Here is a 20,560-nt window from a genome sequence, read left to right on the forward strand (position 1 = left end):
GGCGTCGAATTTTCAGTGAACCCGTTCGAGCGGCTTGAGAGAAGCTCGAACTCGCTTCAATGGAGGCTCGAGGCCGTATTTTTTGATTTTTCTATCTGGGGTTCCACTCCGGCCGGCGCTGTTCGCTTTGGCGGACGGTTAGCGTCGTTCACGCTCAACGAAGGCCAGGGGGGTGGAAATCGTGTCTGGAGTCTTGGATGTCATCGGGGGGACCCCCTTGGTCCCTCTCGAGAAGCTTTTCCGTGAATTTGGGTTTCGTGTTTTTGCGAAGCTCGAGGGTCTGAATCCGGGCGGTAGCATCAAAGACCGGCCGGCGGTTTCGATTCTCAATGCCGCCCTCCGTTCCGGTGTTCTCAGCCCCGGTGCGGTGGTTGTGGAGTCCAGCTCCGGCAACATGGGGATAGGTTTGGCGCAAGCCTGCCGCTACCATGACCTGCGGTTCATCTGCGTGGTGGACAGCAAAACGCAGCCGCAAAATATCCGGGTTCTCGAGGCCTATGGGGCCGAGGTCGACTATGTCGATCAGCCGGATCCCATCAGCGGCGAATTCCTCCAAGCGCGACTGGCGAGAGTTCGGGAGCTTCTGAGCGAGCACCCCAACTCCTTCTGGCCCAATCAATACGCCAACGAGAACAATCCGCTAGCCCACTTCTCCTCGACCATGCCGGAGATCGTCGAGCAGCTGGATGGACCCCTCGACTATCTCTTCCTAGCCACCAGCACCTGCGGCACCATGGCGGGTTGCGCCGACTTCGTCGAGCGCCACGGCCTCCCCACCAAGATCTACGCCGTCGATGCCCTGGGCAGTCAGATCTTCGCCAGCGAGCCGGCGGAGCGCTACATCCCCGGATTGGGCGCCGGTCTTCGCCCGCCTCTGTGCAATCCGTCCCAAGTCGTCGCCTGCGTGCACGTATCCAACATGGACTGCGTCGTTGGTTGCCGGCGTCTGGTGGCCGAAGAAGCGATCCTGGCGGGAGGTTCCTCCGGCGGCTTGATCACCGCCGTCCTTCGGCTGGCGCCGCAGATTCCCGACGGCGCCAATTGCGTGGTGATTTTGCCGGACCGTGGCGAGCGCTATCTGGACACCATCTACAACGACGAATGGATGCGCGAGAAATGCGGCGAGCCGGTCCCCGAGTCGGATGGCTTGGGGGCGTCGGTGCCGCTGCCGGCGCCGACGGTGACCTTGGACACCAGCTCCTAGCGAAGGAGGTCTGTCGCCGGCGAGAAACGGTCGTCGGCTCGAATCGGGGCGAGAGGCCGTAGGCGATTCCCACAGCGGCTCGAGGTTCGACAACTGGGTTTGCGACCCGAACTCGGCAAGGTTGAGAAAGAGAGAATGCCATGAGCGAAGTCAAGATCAAGAAACCGACCCTGGGCAGCCGCCTGGGGGGGATGAAGCGTCGAGCGGTGCGCGTCTCCGGCGAATCGCTGGTGCGCGAGGAGCCGCTTTCGCCGGATCGTCTGCTCCCGCTGGTGGTGACCCCGGCCATGCAGGGGGTCAGCCTCACCGCCTGGGCGTCGGATCACCGTCAGCTGGTAGAGGATCGTCTGGCCAAGCATGGCGGGATCCTCTTCCGGGGCTTCGGCCTACAGAGCGCGGAGGACCTGGACGAGGTGATCGCCGCCGTCTCCGGGGAGAGCCTGGAGTATCGCGAGCGCTCTTCGCCGCGCACGGCGGTGGCGGGCAATATCTACACCTCGACGGACTATCCGCCGAACTACCCGATCTTTCTTCACAACGAGAATTCTTACCAGGCCGCCTGGCCGCTGAAGATCTTCTTCTACTGCCACATTCCGGCGGAGACCGGCGGGGAGACTCCCATCGCCGACTGCCGGCGGGTGTACCAGAAGATTCGGCCGGAGGTGCGGGAGAAATTCGCCCAGAAGGGCTGGATGTACGTGCGCAATTTCGGCGACGGCTTCGGCCTCGATTGGAAGACGGTCTTCCAGACCTCCGACAAGGCCAAGGTCGAGGCCCACTGCGCCAAGTCCGGCATCGAGGTGGAGTGGAAGGAGGGCGGTCGGCTGCGCACCCGCGCGCGGCGGCAAGCGGTGGCCCGCCATCCCCTCACCGGCGAGATGACCTGGTTCAACCACGCCACCTTCTTCCACATCACCACCCTCGAACCCGAGGTGCGGGAGGCGCTGCTGGCCGAGTTCGACGTCGACGACCTACCGACCAACACTTGCTACGGCGACGGCACTCCCATCGAGACGGAAGTGCTGGAGCATCTGCGGGAGGTCTACGCCAGCGAGACGGTGGCCTTCCCCTGGCAGAAGGGGGACGTGATGTTGTTGGACAACATGAACGTGGCCCACGGCCGGGCTCCCTTCACCGGCGAGCGCAAGGTGTTGGTGGGCATGGCCCAGCCCATGAACCGGGAGCAGCTGGAGTCCGTTTCTTGACTCTGGCTGCTTGAGCACGGAGGGGCACGATCTTGCAGCCTTCGGCACCCCAAAGCCTGGATCGATGCTCGACCCTGGTGGAGGTGCTGCGCCATTGGGCGCAGCAGGCACCGGGGAGGGTCGCCTATACCTTCCTCGGTGACAGCGGGGAAGAGGCTTCCCTCACCTATGGAGAGCTCGATGTGGCGGCTCGCCGGTTGGCGGCGGAGCTGGCGGCCCGAGGCCTCCGCGGGGAGCGGGCGCTGCTGCTCTATCCCCCGGGCCTCGACTTTGTGGTCGCCTTCCTGGCCTGCCTGTACTCCGGTGCCGTCGCGGTGCCCGCCTATCCGCCGCGCACCAACAAGGCCCAGCCGCGGCTGCGCGCCATCGTGCGGGACGCCGCCCCGGCGGTAGCCCTCACCGTCGAAGCCATCGAGCAGCGCAGCCGGGAAGCGGTGGGGGCCTACATCGCCGAGCTCGCCGCCGTGCCGTGGATCAGCACCGACGGGCTGCCGGACCCTTCCCCGGTGCCGGCCCTCGAAGAGTTGCCGGCCCTGGAGGATCTACCGGCTCCGGAGGATCTGGCCTTCCTCCAATACACCTCCGGCTCCACCGCCGCCCCCAAGGGGGTGATGGTGCGCCATGCCAACATCCTGCACAACGAGGAGATGATCCGGCGGGCCTTTGGCCACGAGAAAGACTCCATGGTGGTGGGATGGCTGCCCATGTACCACGACATGGGTTTGATCGGGAATGTGCTGCAGCCCCTCTACTGCGGCACCTCCTGCGTGCTCATGTCGCCGGTGAGCTTCCTGCGCAAGCCCATCCGCTGGCTCGACGCCATCAGCCGCTTCGGTGCCACCACCAGCGGCGGCCCCAACTTCGCCTACGAGCTGTGCTGCGATCGGATCACTGAGGAGCAGCGGGCAGCCCTCGATCTGAGCCGCTGGCGGGTCGCCTTCAACGGCGCCGAGCCGGTGCGCGCCGACACTCTGGAGCGTTTCGCCCGCACCTTTGCCGACTGCGGCTTCCGGCGCGAAGCCTTCTACCCCTGCTACGGACTGGCGGAGGCCACCCTTTTCGTCACCGGCGGGCGCCCCGGGGAGCCGGTGGAGACCGCCACCGTCGACCCGGCGGAGCTGGAGCAGGACCGGGCGGTGGAGCTGCCGCCGGGGGCCCCCGGCGGCCGGGAGCTGGTGAGCTGCGGCGAGCCGTGGGCGGGCCAGACCGTGGCCATCGTCGACCCTCGCGACGACCGCGCCCAAGAAACTGACGAGTTGGCGCCGGGAGAGATCGGCGAGATCTGGCTCCAGGGGCCCAGCGTCACCGCCGGCTATTGGCGCCGGGAGGAGGCCACCGCCGCCGACTTCGGGGCCCGGCTGGGGGACCGGGGGCCGTTCCTGCGCACCGGCGACCTGGGCTTCCTGCGCGGTGGCCGCCTCTACGTCACCGGCCGGCTCAAGGACCTGATCATCATCCGCGGCCGCAACCACTATCCCCAGGATGTGGAGCTCACCGCCGAACGGGCCCACGGCGCCCTGCGGCCGGGCAGCGGGGCCGCCTTCTCCATCGACGCCGACGGTGAAGAGCGGTTGGTGCTGGTGCACGATATCGAGCGCCGCCGGGAGGCGGAGGCCGCCGAGGCGGCGGCGGCGGTGCGGGAAGCGGTGGCGGAGAGCCACGAGGTGCAGCTCCACGAGCTGGTCTTGGTGCGCGCCGGCACGGTGCCCAAGACCTCCAGCGGCAAGGTCCAGCGCCGCCGGACCCGCGAGCTCTACCTGCGGGATGAGCTGCTGGTGATCCATCGCGAAGGGATTTCCTCCGGTGCCGGGGAGCAGCCCCGCGGTGCCGAGGAGCAACCTAGCCCTTCGGTTGCGGGGGGAGCGCTGACGGAGCATCTGCGGTCGCTGGTGGCGGAGCTCATCGGTGCCCCGGTGGAGCGGGTGGATCCCGCGGTGCCCCTGACCCGGCTGGGCCTCGATTCGCTGGCGGCGGTAGAGCTGGAGGCGCGGCTGGAGGCGGAGCTGGGGGCGACCTTCTCCTGGGCCCGGCTGTTGGAAGGGGCGACCCTGGAGGAGATGGCCCACGAGGTGGCTGCCGCCTTGGCGGGGACCCGCCCCATGTCGCCGCCGGCTGGGGTGGAAGAGATCCCGGATCTCGACGCCGCCCAGCGGCAGGAGCTGCGCCTCCACGGTCTCTCCCACGGCCAGCGGGCGCTGTGGTTCGTCGACCGCCTGGACCCGCAGGCGGCGGCCTACAATCTGGCCTTCGTCGCCCGCGTGGAGGCTGCGGCCTTGGATCCGGCCGCTCTGGAGCGGGCCCTGCAGGCGGTGATCGATCGTCACGAAGCCCTGCGCACGGCCTTCGTCAGCTCCAGCGGCGAGCCCCGGCGTCAAGTGCAGGCGGCGGTGAGACCGGATCTGGTGGAGGCCGACGCGAGCCGCCTGAGCGAGGAGGAGCTGCGGGCGGAGCTGCAGCGGGAGGCCCTCCGCCCCTTCGATCTCGGCCGGCCGCCGCTGCTGCGCTTGCGCCTCTGGCGAGACGCCGAAGGCGGCTGCCGGCTGCAGCTGGTGGTGCACCACCTGGTGGCGGATTTTTGGTCCCTGGCCCTCCTGGTGCGGGATCTGGAGACGGCTTACCAACGGGCGGCGGCCACCGGGGACGGCACCAGAGCTCCCGCTGGAGGCGCCGAGCCGCCTCCGGGCTTCGGCGAGTTCATCGTGCGGGAGCGCCGGATGCTGGCCGGCCCCCGGGGAGCCGAGCTGTGGCGCTATTGGTCCCAGCGGCTGGCGGGAGAGTTGCCGGTCCTCGATCTGGCCACCGATCGCCGCCGGCCCGCCGCTCAGAGCTTCGAGGGCGGTGAGCTGCGGCGGATCCTGTCGCAGCCCGCGGCGGCGGTGGTGAGCCGGGAGGAGCAGCGGGGAGTCACTCCCTTCACCACGCTGGTGACGGTCTTCGCCACCCTCCTGCTGCGCTACACCGGCGAGCGGGAGGTGATGGTGGGCACGCCTACTGCTGGGCGCCTATCTTTTGGGGGTGCAGACCTGGCGGACACCATGGGCTATTTCGTCAGCCCGGTGCCGCTGCGCCTGGCACCGCCTCTGAACGCTCCCCTGGAGGGAGCCTTGGACGCTCTGCGCAAGGTCCTGGCGCAGGACCTGACCCATGGGGAGATGCCCCTGCCGCTCCTCGCCGAGCGGCTGCAGATTCGTCGCGAAGCCGGCCGTCAGCCGCTCTTCCAGGTGCTCTTCACCTTCCAGGCGACGCCGCCGGGAAGCTCGTCGGCGCTCCCCGCCTTCGCCCTCGGCAGCGCCGGAGCCCGAGTGCCCTTCGCCGGCCTGGAGCTGGTCAGCGAGGCGCCGGGGGAGCGGCCGGCCCAATTCGATTTGAGCCTGATGGCAGGGTTCGTCGGCGACCGCCTACGGGTCAGCTGGCAGTACAACCGCCGTCTCTTCGACCGCACCACGGTGGTGCGCTGGGCCGACCAATTCGAGGCCCTGCTGGCAGCGGCGGGAGACCGGGAAGCGCCGGGACCCCGGTCGTTGGGCCGCTTGCCCCTGCTCTCTCCGGCGCAGCGTTGGCAGCTGCTGGGGGAATGGAACCACACTCCGCCGGTGCTGCCGGGTGGTCATCTGGCGGCGCTTTTCGAAGGCCAGGTACGGCGCACGCCGGAGGCCACGGCAGTGGTCTACTCGCGGCCCGGCGGAGACGCTCCGGTGGCTCGCTTGACCTTCGCCGAGCTCGATCGCTGGGCCACGGCGGTGGCTCGGCGCTTGCGGCCGCTGGGGGTCGGCCCCGACGTGCCAGTGGCCCTGTGCTTGGAGCGCTCGCCGGAGATGCTGGCGGCGGTCCTGGGCGTGCTCAAGGCCGGCGGTGCCTACGTGCCCCTGGATCCCGGCTATCCGGCCCAGCGCAACGCCTACATCCTGCGGGATTGCGCCGCGCCGGTGCTGCTGACCCAGCGCTCCCTCCTCGACGGCGCCGCCTGGGAGGTGCCTCCGGAGACTGGCGAAGACGCGGGGACAGCGAGGGAAGGCCTGGAGCAGGACCTGCGCGTCTTGGCGGTGGATCAGCTGGTGGCCGGCTCCCAGGAGGAAGCTCCTGAAGACGAGGGACCGGCGCCGGGGCCGGGAAACCTGGCTTATGTGATCTACACCTCCGGCTCCACCGGCAAGCCCAAGGGCGTGGAGGTGGAGCATCGCAGCGTCCTGGCCCTGGTGCAGTGGGTTCGGCGGACCTTCGACGGTGAAGAGCTATCGGGAGTCTTGGCCTCCACCTCCCTGTGCTTCGATCTCTCGGTCTTTGAGCTCTTCGGTACCTGGGGTGCCGGTGGGGCGGTGGTGCTGAGCCAAAACCTGCTGCAACTGCCGGAGCTGCCGTCGGCGTCCCAGGTGAGCCTGATCAACACCGTGCCCTCGGCTCTGCAGGAGCTCTTGAGCCTGGCCGGGCTGCCGCCGGCGGTGCGCACGGTGGTTCTCTGCGGCGAGCCTCTGGATTGGGGGCTGGTGGCCCGGGTGCGGGCTCAGCCGCAGGTGCGGCGGATCTTCAACCTCTACGGTCCGTCGGAGGACACGGTCTATTCCACCGAGGCGGAGCTCGGCGGCCGGGGCCCCTGGAGCGATCTGACGCCGTCCATCGGCCGGCCTCTCCACGGAACTCGGACGCTGCTCCTGGACCGCCGCGGCGAGGCGGTGCCGGTGGGGGGCATCGGCGAGATCCACCTCGGCGGCGCCGGCCTCGCCCGGGGGTACCGCCGCCTGCCGAAACGCACGGCTCAGGCCTTCGTACCGGATCCCTTCGCCGGTACCCCCCTGGGGGGGCCGCCGGGGGCTCGGCTCTACCGCACCGGTGATCTGGCGCGCCAGGGCGGAGCGGGCGAGATGGCCTTCCTCGGGCGCGTCGATCACCAGGTCAAAGTGCGTGGTTTCCGGGTCGAGCCGGGGGAGGTGGAGGCGGTCCTCGTCGGTCACCCGGCGGTGGCCCAGGCGGCGGTGGTGGTGCGCCGGGACGCCGGGGGTCATCTCCAGCTGGTGGCCTACGGGGTTCCCGCGGCCTCCGCCTCCGAGGTTCCCGAGCAGGAGCTCGCGAGTGAGCTCAAGGGCTGGCTCGCCGAGCGCCTGCCCCACTATCTGGTGCCGGGGGCGCTGATCATCCTGGAGCGCATCCCGACCCTGCCCAATGGCAAGCTGGATCGCTCCGCACTACCCGCGCCGGAGGTCTCCTCGGCGTCGGAGGCTGCCCTCGACGGTCCCCTGGAGCGGACCGTGGGGGGCATCTGGTGCGAGGTTTTGGGCCGACCCTCCGTGGGCGGCGACGAGGACTTCTTCGAGATCGGCGGTCATTCGCTGTTGGCGGCGCGGGTGGTGGCGCGGCTGCGGGAAGCGCTGGGGGTGGAGCTGCCTCTCAGCATCCTCTTCCAGCACCCCACCGTCGCTCGCCTGGCGGCGGCGGTGGAGCAGGCCGGGGCCGGGGCCACGACGTCCCTCGAACCGGTGCCCCGGGACGGCCGGCCGCTGCCCCTCTCCTTCGCCCAGGAACGACTGTGGTTCCTGCACCAGCTGCAGCCCACGGTACCGGTCTACAACGTCGCTGGCCGGCTGCGTCTCTATGGAGCTCTGGAAGCAGGAGCGCTGGAGCGGGCCCTGCTGCGGGTGATGGAGCGCCACGAGAGCTTGCGTACGGTCTTTCCCATGGTGGCGGAACGGCCGGTGCAGGAGATTCAGCCTCCGCCGGACCGGCTCTTGGCTCACGCCGACTTGAGCGGCTTGGCGGAAGGGGAGAGGCTGGAAGAAGCCCGGCGCCAAGCCCGGGAGGAAGCCCGGGAGCCGTTCGATCTCGAGGCAGGACCGCTCTTCCGTGCCACCCTGCTGCGGCTGGGACCGGAGGAGCACCACCTGATCCTGGTGCTCCACCACCTGATCTGCGACGGCTGGTCGTTGGAGCTGATGGTGCGGGAGCTGAGCTCCGTCTACCGTGCCTTCGCCGCCGGAGATCCCTCGCCGCTGCCGGTGCCGGCGGTGCATTACGCGGACTATGCGGTGTGGCAGCGCCGGTGGCTGCAGGGAGAGGTGCTGGACTCCCAGCTCGAGCTCTGGCGCCGGCGGTTGGAAGGTGCGCCGCTGCATCTGGAGTTGCCCACCGACCATCCCCGGCCTCCTCTGCCCTCGGCGGACGGAGCCTGGCTCGAACCGCGGTTCGACAGCGCCCTGGTGCGCTCCGCCGAGGCCGCCGCCGCCCGCCGCGGCACCACCCTCTTCCCCCTGCTTTTCGCCGCCTTCCTGCTCCTCCTCCATCGATTGACGGGGCGCCGGGATCTGCTGGTGGGAGTGCCGGTAGCGGTGCGTCCCCAGGTGTCCACGGAGGACATGGTCGGCCTGTTCATCAACACCCTGGTGCTGCGCGGCGAGGTCGCGGACCGGCCCAGCGGCGAGGCCGAGGTCTCGGGCCAGCTCGGGGCCGAAGAGCTGCTGGAGCGGCTGCAGGCGTCCCTTGAGGAGGCCTTCGCCCACCGGGATCTGCCCTTCGAGAAGCTGGTGGAGGCGCTCCAACCCCGCCGCAACCTCGCCGCCGCTCCCCTGGTGCAGGTGCTCTTCGGTCTTCAGGAGGCACCGCAGCGGGTCTTCGACGTCCCCGGCCTCAGCGGCCGCTTCGACGGCTTGGACACCGGCACCGCCAAATTCGATCTCAACTTCGGCCTGCTGCGGGACGAGGACGGCCTGCGGGGGATCCTGGAGTACCGCTGGGATCTCTTCGACGCCACCACCGTGGAGCGTTGGGGTGGTCATTTCGAGACCCTGCTGGCCGGGCTGGTGGAGGCTTTGGAGCAGGCGCCGGGGACTCCGGCGACGGCCCTCTCACCGTTCACCGCGGCCCAGCGGCAGCAGCTGCTGGTGGAGTGGCAGGGATCCAAAGACGGGGAAGGGGCGGAGGCGGATTCCCCGGCCCAGGCCTCCATGGCGGATCTGGTCTTCGCCGAGCTGCAGCGCTCGCCGCAGCGGCCGGTGTTGGTGGCGGGGGAGGAGCGCTGGAGCGCCGAGCGCCTGGCGACCACCGCCGAGACCCTGGCTCAAGCGCTGTTACGCCTCGGCGCGGGACCGGAGACGGTGGTGGCGGTGGGCGGCCAGCGGACTCCGGCGCTGATGGTGGCGCTGCTGGCGGTGCTGCGGACCGGAGCGGCCTACCTGCCCCTGGATCCCGCCTATCCCGCCGAGCGCCTCGCCTTCATGCTCGAGGACAGCGGCGCCCGCTGGGTCCTCACCGACGGCAGCGTCTCCCTGAAGGCGGGGCTGCCAGCGGGGCTGCCCGCTTTGCGACTGGCCCCGGACGGCAGCCTGGAGAGCGAAAAAGAAACCGGCGGGCCGGCGGTGGCGCCCCATCGCCCCCGCCCCGACAACCTGGCCTACGTGATCTACACCTCCGGCTCCACCGGCCGGCCGAAGGGGGTGGGGATCACCCAGGGAGCCGCCGCAGCCCTTTGCCGCTGGACCCGTGAGACCTGGAGTTCGGAGGAGCTCGACGGCGTGCTGGCGGCCACCTCCATCTGCTTCGATCTTTCGGTCTACGAGCTCTTCGCCACCCTCGCCGCCGGCGGCCGGGTGATCCTGGCGGAGAACGCGTTGGAGCTGCCGCGGCTGGCGGCGGCGAATGAGGTGACCCTGGTCAATACGGTGCCCTCGGTGCTGGCGGAGCTGCTCCGCCACGGGCCTCTGCCGAGCTCCGTACGGGCGGTGAACCTGGCCGGCGAGGCGTTGCCGGCGGCCTTGGTGCGTCAGATCGAAGAGTTACCCTCGGAGCCCCAAGATCGCATTCGGGTGAGCAATCTCTACGGCCCGTCGGAGGACACCACTTACTCCACCGGCGCGCGGGTGGATGGCACCGGCTCGGGTACTCAGACTGGCGCCGAGCCCGCTGTTCCCGCCATCGGCCGGCCGCTGCCGGGGACCCGGGCCTACCTGGTGGACCGCCAGCTCCAGCCGGTGCCCCTGGGCGCGGCGGGGCAGCTGGCCCTCGCCGGCGGCGGGCTGGCGCGGGGCTATCTGGGACGCCCCGGACGCACCGCCGAGAGCTTCGTGCCGGATCCCTTCTGTGCTGGTTCGGAGGGCGGAGGGCGGCTCTACCTTACCGGCGATCTCGCCCGCCATCGCCGGGACGGCCAGCTGGAGTATTTGGGCCGGCTGGATCATCAGATCAAGGTCCGCGGCTTCCGCATCGAGGTGGCGGAAATCGAGGCGGTGCTCACCGCCGATCCGGCCATCCGGCAGGCGGCGGTGGTGGCCCGCGGCAGCGGTGGGTCCGCGGGGCTGGTGGCCTATGTGGTGGCGGCCCCCGGAGCCTCCGTGCCCTCCTCCCGACAGCTCCAGGAGCGGCTGCGCCGGCAGCTGCCGGAGGCCTTCATCCCTGGGGCCATCGTGGCTTTGGAGCAGCTGCCCCAAACCCCCAGCGGCAAGCTCGACCGCCGTGCCCTGCCCGCCCCGGAGCGTCTGGAGCGGGACCTGGAGACCCGCTACCGGGCGCCGGCGACGCCGGCGGAGGAGGTGCTGGCGGGGATCTTCAGCGAGGTCCTGGGGGTCGCCACCGTGGGTGCCGAGGACAGCTTCTTCGAGCTCGGCGGCCATTCGCTGCTGGCCACCCAGGCTCTGGCCCGGATCTGCCGCGCCTTCGAGCTCGACCTGCCGCTCCAGATCCTGTTCGAAGAAAGCACCGTCGCCGGCTTGGCGGCCCGTCTCGAAGGTCTGCGGAGAGAGCCCGGCGAAGCTTTGCCGGAGCTGCGGCCGGGCCTCGCCGGCGAGCAGCCGCCCCTCTCCTTCGGCCAGGAGCGCCTGTGGTTCCTCGACCAGCTGGATCCGGGCAGCCCGCGTTACAACATGGCGGCGGCCCTGGCCCTCCACGGCGAGCTCGATGCTTCGGCGTTGAGCCGTGCGCTGGTGGCGGTGATGGCCCGCCACGGGGTGCTGCGAAGCCGCTTCCCGTCGGCGGCGGGCAGGCCGCGGGTGGTGCTGGGCACCGACGAGGGTGGGACCGTGCCGGTGGTGGACCTCTCGGGCCTGCCCCAGGTCGGGGATCTGCGCCGGGGCGTGGCCCAGGGCCTGGCCGTCGCCACCGCCGGCCACCGCTTCGATCTGGAAAGCGGCCCGCTGCTACAGATCCGCCTTTTCCGGCTGGTCCCCGGGGAGCATCTGCTGGCCCTGGCGCTCCATCACATCGTCGCCGATGGCTGGTCCGTCGGTCTGCTGCTGGGCGACCTGGGCCGCGCCTACGGTGCTCTCAGCGCCGGGGAGGAGCCGGCTTGGGATCTCCTCCCCGTGACCTACGGCGACTATGCCGCCTGGCAGCGGCGATGGCTCGACGGAGGCGTCCTCGACCGCCAGCTGGCCGTCTGGCGACGGCGGTTGGATGGGGCTCCGGCGACCATCGACCTGCCCTTCGACCGGCCTCGGGAACGCTCCTCCGGTCCGCGCCTCGGCGGCCGGCGCCCGTGGCGGCTGCCGGAGTCGGAGTATCGGGCTCTGGAGGCCGCCGCCGCCGAGCTCGAAGCCACTCCCTTCATGGTCTTGCTGGCGGCGCTGCTGACCTTGCTGGGCCGTTATTCCGGGCAGCGGGATCTCACCGTCGGCACCCCGGTGGCGGGGCGCCGCCTGCCCGCCACCGAGGATCTGGTGGGCCTCTTCGTCAACACCCTGGTGCTGCGTGGCGATCTCACCGGCCGGCCGACCTTCGGGGAGCTGGTGGCACGGGTCCGGCGGGTGGCGCTGGAGGCCTACTCGCATCAGGATCTGCCCTTCGAGCGCCTGGTGGAAGAGCTGGCGCCGGAGCGCACCCTGCACCAGACGCCGCTCTTCCAGGTACTGCTGGTGCTGCAGAATCAGGCCGCCGCGGCGCCGGCGCTGGGGGATCTGGAGGTCGAGGTGGTGCCGGTCTTCGGCGGCGAGGCGAAATTCGACCTCACCCTTTCCTGTACTCGGGAATCGGCGGCTGAGGGCGGTCGCCCCACCGAGGAGGGTCTTGCCGGAGTCCTGGACTACGACGCCGGCCTTTTCGATGCCACCACCGCCGAACGCCTGGGGCGGCATCTGCGGGCTCTGCTGCGGGCGGCGGTGGCCACTCCTCAGCAGGTCGCCGAAGAGCTACCGCTGATGGCGGCGGCGGAGCGCCACCAGCTGACGGTGGAGTACAACGACACGTTCCAGGCCGAGCTGGTTGGCGCCGGAGCCGCCGGCGCAGGTGCATTCGCCGGAGAGAGCCTCTTTACGCTGCTGTCCCGGCGCGCCCAACGCCATCCCCGGCGGGCGGCGGTGGTCTTCGGCGAAGAGAGCTGGAGCTACGGCGAGCTGATGGCCCGCGCCGGGAAGATCGCTCGGCACCTCGTCGCCTCGGGTGTGGCGCCGGAGGAGCCGGTGGGGCTGTGCTTCCATCGCGGTCTCCAGGCATACGCCGCCCTGTGGGGCATTCTCGGCGCCGGTGCCGCGGTGGTGCCGCTGGATCCGGAGCATCCGGTGGAGCGGCTGCGGGAAGTCTCCGAAGCGGCGGGGATGGCCCGGGTGCTCTGCGAGCCGGCCACCCGCGACCGGCTGCCGGCGGGCCTCTCCGCCCATCTTCCTGAACAGACGCTCCCCGAGGCACCGGCGGCGCTGCCGGATCCCGCGGCGGGACGGCCGGAGCGCCTGGCCTATGTGCTCTTCACCTCCGGTTCCACCGGCAAGCCCAAGGGGGTGATGGTCTCCCAGGGAGCGGTGCTCAACCTCTATCGGGCGCTCCAGCGCAAGATCTACTCCGGTCTCGATGCTGCCGGCCCCGATGAGGGCCCCATTGAAGGACTGCGGGTGGCGGTCAACGCCCCCCTCACCTTCGATGCCTCGGTCAAGCAGTGGATCCAGCTCCTCGGGGGCCACACCCTCTATCCCGTACCCGAAGAGTTGCGGCGGGAGCCGGCGAAGCTCTCCCGCTGGCTCGCCGAAGCGCGGGTGGAGGTCTTCGACACCACGCCGCTGCTGCTGCGGGCCCTCGCCGAGGCCGGGTTGCCGTTGATGCCCGCCTCGGCAGAGCCGGCGACCCCGGAGCGGGTGCTCATCGGCGGCGAGGCGGTGGATGGAGAGCTCTGGCGGCGCCTGGCGGCGGCGGGAGATCGCTTCGTCAACGTCTACGGACCCACCGAGACCACCGTCGACGCCACCGCCGAATTCTGCGCCGACTCGCCGCAGACGCCCACCTTGGGACTGCCTCTGGCCAACGTCCGGACCCATGTTTTGGATGTCGGCGGGGAACCGGTGCCCCTGACCGCCGCCGGTCAGCTGCACATCGGCGGAGCCGGCCTCGCCCGCGGCTATCTGGGCGCCCCGGCCCTCACCGCCGCCGCCTTCCGCCCCGATGCCTTCGGCGCCCGGCCCGGAGGGCGGCTCTACGCCACCGGCGACCTGGCCCGAGTGCGCCGGGACGGCCGCCTCGAATTCCTCGGCCGGGTGGATCACCAGGTCAAGGTGCGGGGCTATCGCATCGAGCTGGGGGAGATCGAGGCCGCGCTGCTGGAGCACCCCCGGGTGCGCGCCGCGGCGGTGGCGCTGGCCTCCGGCGCCGAGGGCGGCCCGGGGCGCCTGGCGGCCTACGTGGTGGCGGCGGAGGGGGAAGCGGGAGGCGCCCCCTGGGGCAACGAGCTGCGGGAGTTCTTGGGCCGCCGGCTGCCGGAGTACATGGTGCCGGCGGTCTTCGTCGAGCTTTCCGAGCTACCTCGCACCGCCCACGGCAAGCTGGACCGCAAGGCCCTGCCGGCGCTCCCCGAAGGCGTCGGCGAAGACGGCTACACCGGTCCCCGCAACTCGGTGGAAGGAGTGCTGGCGGAGATCTGGAGCGATTTGCTGGGGCTCCCGAGGGTCTCCATCCACGCCGGCTTCTTCGAGCTCGGTGGTCACTCCCTGCTGGCTGCCCAGGCCCTGGCCCGGGTGCGCGCCGCCTTCGAGGTGGAGTTGCCGCTGCGGGAGATCTTCGAGGCGCCGACGGTGGCGGAGCTGGCCCGCCGGGTCGAGGAGCGGCGCGGCACCGCCATCCTGCCGCCGCTGGTGGCGGCCGGCGGCGGCGACGGCGCTCCCCTCTCCTTTGCTCAGGAGCGCATGTGGCTGCTGCACGAGCTGGATCCAGACTCACCGGCCTACAACATCCCGGCGCTGGTAACCCTCCAGGGGCCGCTCAGCGTCGCAGCTCTGGCTGCCGCCTTCCGCGAGATCGTGGCCCGCCACGAAGTCCTGCGCACGGTCTTTGTCTCTAGGGGCCCCGTCTCTGGGGGCGCCGGGGATGACGAGCCGGCGCGGCAGCGAGTTCTGCCGACTCCCGAGCTTGGAGAGCAGCCTGGGGCAGCAGTAGCGGGTTGGCGCTACCTCGCCCTCACCCACCTCGAGGCTCCCCGCCGTGAGGCCGCGGCCCGGGAGCTGGAGCAGCAGGAGGCGCGTCGGCCCTTTGACCTCCGCCGCGGCCCTCTGCTGCGGATGCTGCTGCTGAAGCTGGGGGCGGAGCGCTACCGCCTGCTGGTCAACGCCCACCACATCGTCCTCGATGGCTGGTCCCTGGGCCTGCTCATCGGCGAGCTCGGGAGCCTCTACGAGATCCACCGGCAAGGTCGCCGGCCGCCCACCGCGGCGTCTCCCGAGATAGCGCCTTCCAAGGTAGGAGCGCTGCCCGCACCGGCGATTCAATACGGTGATTTCGCCCGCTGGCAGCGGGACTATCTGGACGCCGAGCGCCAGGTCGAGCTGGCCGCCTTCTGGCGCCGCGAGCTGGCGGGGATCCCGCAGGTCCTGGATCTGCCGGCGGATCGCTCTGCCGCGGTCAGGGGCGTCGAGGATGATCAGGGAATTCTGGTGCGGGGCTTCTTCCCTGTTCCTCTGGTGGATGCCCTCGAATCCCTGGCCCGGCGCCGCGACGTCACCCTCTACATGGTGCTGATGGCGGTCTTCCAGGCCTTCCTCCAGCGGCTCAGCGGACAGCCGCGGTTCTTGGTAGGCATGCCCCTGGCAGGGCGGCATCGCCTGGAGACCGAGGGGCTCATGGGCTTCCTGGTCAACCTCCTGCCGGTGCCGGCGGATCTCGGGGACGATCCCAGCACCGCGGCTCTGCTGCCGCGGCTGCGGGAGATGCTGCTGCGCATCGACGCTCATCAGGATCTTCCCTTCGAGCGCATCGTCGAGGCGGTGGCACCGCGGCGCAGCGGTCACCACACGCCGCTGGTGCAGGCGGTGCTGGCGCTGCAGAATCTGCCGCTGCCGGAGCTCGAGCTCGGCGACCTGCGGCTGTCGGCGGAAGAGGTCCACACCGGCACGGCGAAATTCGACCTGTCCTTGGTTCTGCATCCCTCGGGGGGAGGCCTGGAGGTCTGGCTCGAGGCTCGCCGGGGGCTCTTCGAGGTCACCACCGTGGAGCGCTTCCTGGGGCACTATCGCCGCCTCCTGGAGCAGGTGGTGGAACGGCCGGCGGAGGCGCTGTCCCGCCTCGACGGCTTGAGCCCCGCCCAGCGTCACCAGCTGCTGCGGGAGTGGGCGGGGGTCGGAGAGCCGCCGCCGCCCGCCCTCGGCAACCATGCCACCGAGCTCCTTCGCAGGATTCGCCGGGCCGCCGCTCTCGATCCTCAGGCTCCGGCGGTGCTGGAAGAGCACGCCACCCTCAGCTATGGCGAGCTGCACCGTTGGGCCCAGGATCTGCGCCGCCGTCTGGAGGCCCAGGGCATGGGCCCCGAATCGTTGGTAGGGCTCTGCGCCCATCGCTCCGGGGCCCTGGTGGCGGGAGCTCTGGCCATTCTCGAGACCGGCGCCGCCTACGTACCCCTGGACCCCTCCTATCCCGCCGAGCGCCTGGGCATGATGATCGCCGACTCGAAGATCCGTGTGGTCTTGGGGGAGGCCGGTGCGCTGCCATCTCTGCCGGCGGACCACGGGACCAAAATCGTGGAGCTGACGCTGCCGGCGGACGGGACGGTGGAAGGAGCGCAGGAAGAGCTCGAAGACCCCCTGCCACCGACGGAGCCGGGCCACTTGGCCTACGTCATCTACACCTCCGGCTCTACCGGCCGCCCCAAGGGCACTGCCATCGAGCTGCGGCACCTGCAGCAGCTGGTGGATTGGCACCAGCACCGCTACCCCAAGACCGCCGGTGACCGCTGGACCCTGCTCTCGGCACCGGGCTTCGACGCCTCGGTGTGGGAGATCTGGCCCGCCCTCGCCGCCGGCGCCGCCCTGGTGGTGGTTCCCGACGAGCTGCGTCTCGATTCCCAGCGGCTGCTGCCGTGGCTGCGGGAGCAGGGGATCACCGGCACCTTCCTGCCGACGCCGCTGGCGGAGGCGGTGCTGGCTGAGGCGACGCTGTCAGAGCAGTGGGGACCGGGCTCCTCCCTCCGCTACCTGCTCACCGGTGGCGATCGCCTGCGCCGCACCGTTCCGGCGGGCCTTGCCTTCCAATTCATCAACCACTACGGCCCCACCGAGACCACGGTGGTGGCCACCGGCATGGATCTGCCCGCCGGCGGTGCCCTCTCCGAATCCGCTGCGCGACCGGGACCGCCGCCCATCGGCCGCCCGGTACTGCATCTGCGGGCCTATGTTCTCGACCGCCGCCAGCGGCCGCTGCTCGCCGGCGTGCCCGGCGAGCTATGCCTGAGCGGAGCCACCCTCGCCCGCGGCTATCTGGACCGCCCCGCCCTCACCGCCGCCGCCTTCTGCCCGGATCCCTTCGCTCCGGAAGCGGGGGCGCGGCTCTATCGCACCGGCGACCTGGTGCGCCACCTGCACGACGGCAATCTCGAATTCCTCGGCCGCATCGACCACCAGGTCAAGGTGCGGGGCTTCCGCATCGAGCTGGGGGAGATCGAGGCGGTCCTCCGCGCCCACCCGGCGGTGGCCGAGGCGGTGGTGACGGCCCCCGGCGAGGGCGAAGGGCGCCGCCTGGTGGCGCACCTGGTGGCAGCTCTAGCCGACGAAGACGATGCCGAGACCTCGGTGACCGCGGAGGAGCTCAAGACCTTCCTCCGCCGCTCCCTGCCGGAGCACATGGTCCCCAGCGCCTTCGACCGCCTGGAGCACTTGCCCCTGACCTCCAACGGCAAGGTGGACCGCCGGCAGCTGGAGGCTCGGGCGCGGGATCTGGAGCTCGAGGCCGCTGGGCTTGGCGCGGAAGGAGCGATGCGCCCGCCGGCCCCGGGCCTGGAAACAGCGCTGGCAGAGATCTACCGCCGGGTGCTGGAGGTGGAGAGGGTGTCTGCGACGGCGAGCTTCTTCGAGCTCGGCGGCCACTCGCTGCTGGCCACCCGGGTGGTCTCCCAGGTGCGTCAGGCTCTCGGGGTGGAGCTGCCCCTGCGCCAGCTCTTCGAGACCCCGACGGTGGAGCAGCTGGCGCGGGTGGTGGCGGAGCTGGAGACCACCGACGAGGACGAGCTGCGACCTGGCCTTGCCCCGGCCACCGGTGCCCCGCTCTCCTTCGCCCAGCAGCGGCTGTGGTTCCTCGATCAACTGGAGACCTCCAGCGCTCTCTACAACATCCCGCTGGCGCTGGAGCTGCGGGGGCGGTTGGAGCCGTCGGCGCTGGCCTGGAGCCTGGGCCGCATCCTCGAGCGTCACCACGCGCTGCGCACCCGATTCCCGGGAGAAGAGTCCAGCGAGGATCCGGTACAGGAGCTGGCGGAGGCTCCGGGCCGCTGGATCGCGCTGCCGGCGGTGGATCTGTCGGGCTTGGGAGGTGCGGAGCAGGAGCTGCAGCGCCCGTCGGAATCGTGGCGACCAGCGCTGGAGGGGCTGGCGCGGCAGGAGGCCGGTGCACCCTTCGATCTCGCCGACGGGCCGGTGCTGCGTTGCCGGCTGGTGCGCTTGGCGCCGGAGCACCACGCTCTGCTGGTGACGGTGCACCACATCGCCGCTGACGGCTGGTCGTTGGGGGTCCTGCTGGAAGAGCTTTCGGCGCTCTACTCGGCGCGGCTTGCGGGGCGGCCTTCGCCGCTGGCGCCGCTGCCGGTGCAATACGCCGACTTCGCGGTGTGGCAGCGGCGCAGGCTGACGGAAGAACGGTTGGAGGCGGAGGTGGTCTGGTGGCGGCAGCAGCTGGCCGGAGCGCCGCCGGTGCTCGAGCTGCCGCTGGATCGCCCGCGGACCTCCCGGCGCCGGTACCTAGGCGGCCGGGTACGATTCCGCTGGGACGCCGAGCTGACGGCGGGGCTGGCTCGCCTGGCGCGGGAGCGGGACGCGACCCTCTTCATGGTCCTGCTGGCAGTCTTCGACAGCCTGCTGAGCCGTCTCGTCGGGGGCACCGACGTGGTGGTTGGGACGCCGGTGGCGGGGCGCACGGCGACGGCGGTGGAGAAGCTCATCGGCTTCTTCGTCAACACCCTGACGCTGCGGGTGGATTTGGGGCCGGAGTATGGGAAGTCAGAGGGAGACAGGAAGCCGGATGCGGTCGGCGCGCGGGAACCGACCTTCGCCGAGGTGTTGGAGCGCACCCGCCGCTCGGCGCTGGCGGCCTACGACCACCAGGAGGTGCCCTTCGAGCGTCTGGTGGAAGCCTTGGCTCCGGAGCGGGATTTGAGCCACACGCCCCTCTTCCAGGTTCTCTTCCAGCTACAGAACACGCCGCTGACCTCCTTCCGGCTGCCGTGCCTCGAAGCCTCGCCGCTGTGGGGGGAGACGGGGGTGGCGAAATTCGATTGGACTTTGTCTTTCAGGGAGACGGGGTCTTTCAGGGAGACGGGGTCGCTACGGCAGACGGGCAGCGAGCTGGAAGGTTCCTTGGAGTATGACCGGGAGCTCTTCGACGCCACCACGGCGCAGCGGGTGGTGGGCTGGTACGAGGTGCTGGCGCGGTCGGCGGTGGCCGGCCCGGATGCGGCGGTGGGAGAGCTGGAGATGCTCAGCCCCGCCCAGCGCCAACAGCTGCTGCTGGAATGGACGGGGATGTGGGGCCGCGAGGCGGGACCGGAGGGCCTGCACCAGCTCTTCGAGGCGCGGGCCCGGCAGCACCCGGATCGGCCGGCGGTGACCGATGGATCCGGAAGCCATGGAGCTGGAGGCTGGTGGAGCTACGGCGAGCTGCTGGCGGCGTCCCGCCGGGTGGCGGCCTACCTGCAGGGCTTGGGTTTGGCTCCGGAGAGCCGGATCGGCGTTTTCCTGCCCCGGGACCGGCGCCTAGTGTCCTCGCTGCTGGGAATCCTGGGTGCCGGGGGTGCCTACGTGCCGCTGGACCCGGAGTATCCGGAGGAGCGGCTGCGCCAGGTCTTGGACGACGCCGGCGTCCGGGCGGTGCTGACCACCGGCAAGCTGGCGCCGCGGCTGCCTTCTGCTGAGGAGTCCGCCACGAATGCGCGGCGGATCACCCTGGAAGAGGTGGAGGCGGCCTCGCTGGAGATAGAAGGAGCCTTCCAGGCGCCGGTCTCGCCGCAGCAGCTGGCGTACCTGATCTACACCTCCGGCTCCACGGGAGTTCCCAAGGGAGTGGCGCTGAGCCACGGCGCGGCGGTGACGCTGATGCATTGGGCCCGGGGCTACTTTGACGACGAGGAGCTGTCGGGGGTCTACGCCGGGACCTCCATGAGCTTCGACCTGTCGGTCTACGAGCTCTTCGCTCCCCTGAGCTGGGGCGGCTCGGTGATCGTCGGCCGGGATGCGCTGGAGCTGGCGAACCATCCGGTGCGGGACTCGGTGCGGCTGGTCAATACCGTGCCCTCGGCGGCGGAGGCGCTGGTGGGGGCGGGGGCGCTGCCGGCGTCGGTGAGGACGGTGAATCTGGCCGGAGAGGCGCTGCCGCGGCCGGTGGCGGACGCCCTTTATGGTCTCGGCACCGTGCGCCGGGTGAACAATCTCTACGGCCCGTCGGAGGATACGACCTATTCCACCGGCGGTCCGGTGCCGGCGGGAGCGGCCTCGGCGCCGACCCTGGGGCGGGGAGTGGACCGCACGCGGGTCTACGTGATGGACCGCTGCAGCGTTCTGCCGGTGCGTCCGGCGCCGCCGGGAGCGGTGGGGGAGATCTGTCTGGCCAGCGAGAGCCTGGCCCGGGGCTATTGGAATCGTCCGGCGCAGACGGCGGCGGTCTTCCTGCCGGATGGTCTGGGCACCTCCCCGGAGCAAGCACCCGGGCAGCGGCTCTACCGCACCGGCGACCTGGGTCGCTGGACGGTGACGGGGGAGCTGGAGTTCCGCGGCCGCCGGGACCA

The 20,560-nt window shown here is 70.8% G+C and carries 3 protein-coding genes; all 3 read left to right on the top strand.

Annotated features, from left to right (window positions below):
* The first annotated feature begins 181 nt into the window (after positions 1 to 181).
* Positions 182 to 1,204, top strand: a complete 1,023-nt coding sequence (gene sbnA, locus SX243_07245) for a 2,3-diaminopropionate biosynthesis protein SbnA (GenBank protein ID MDY7092750.1) — start codon at positions 182 to 184, stop codon at positions 1,202 to 1,204.
* Positions 1,205 to 1,344: 140 nt separating this feature from the next.
* Positions 1,345 to 2,409 (top strand): TauD/TfdA family dioxygenase, encoded by a 1,065-nt coding sequence (locus SX243_07250; protein MDY7092751.1) that lies wholly within the window; start codon positions 1,345 to 1,347, stop codon positions 2,407 to 2,409.
* A 32-nt stretch (positions 2,410 to 2,441) separates the two neighbouring features.
* On the top strand, positions 2,442 to 20,560 hold an 18,119-nt coding region (locus SX243_07255), incomplete at its 3' end, for a non-ribosomal peptide synthase/polyketide synthase (protein ID MDY7092752.1).

It is taken from the genome of Acidobacteriota bacterium, from assembly GCA_034211275.1.
Lineage (GTDB): Bacteria > Acidobacteriota > Thermoanaerobaculia > Multivoradales > JAHZIX01 > JAGQSE01.

Coding starts and splice junctions, on each gene's coding strand:
- SX243_07250 (MDY7092751.1), top strand. CDS start 1,345: ATGAGCGAAGTCAAGATCAAGAAACCGACCCTGGGCAGCCGCCTGGGG.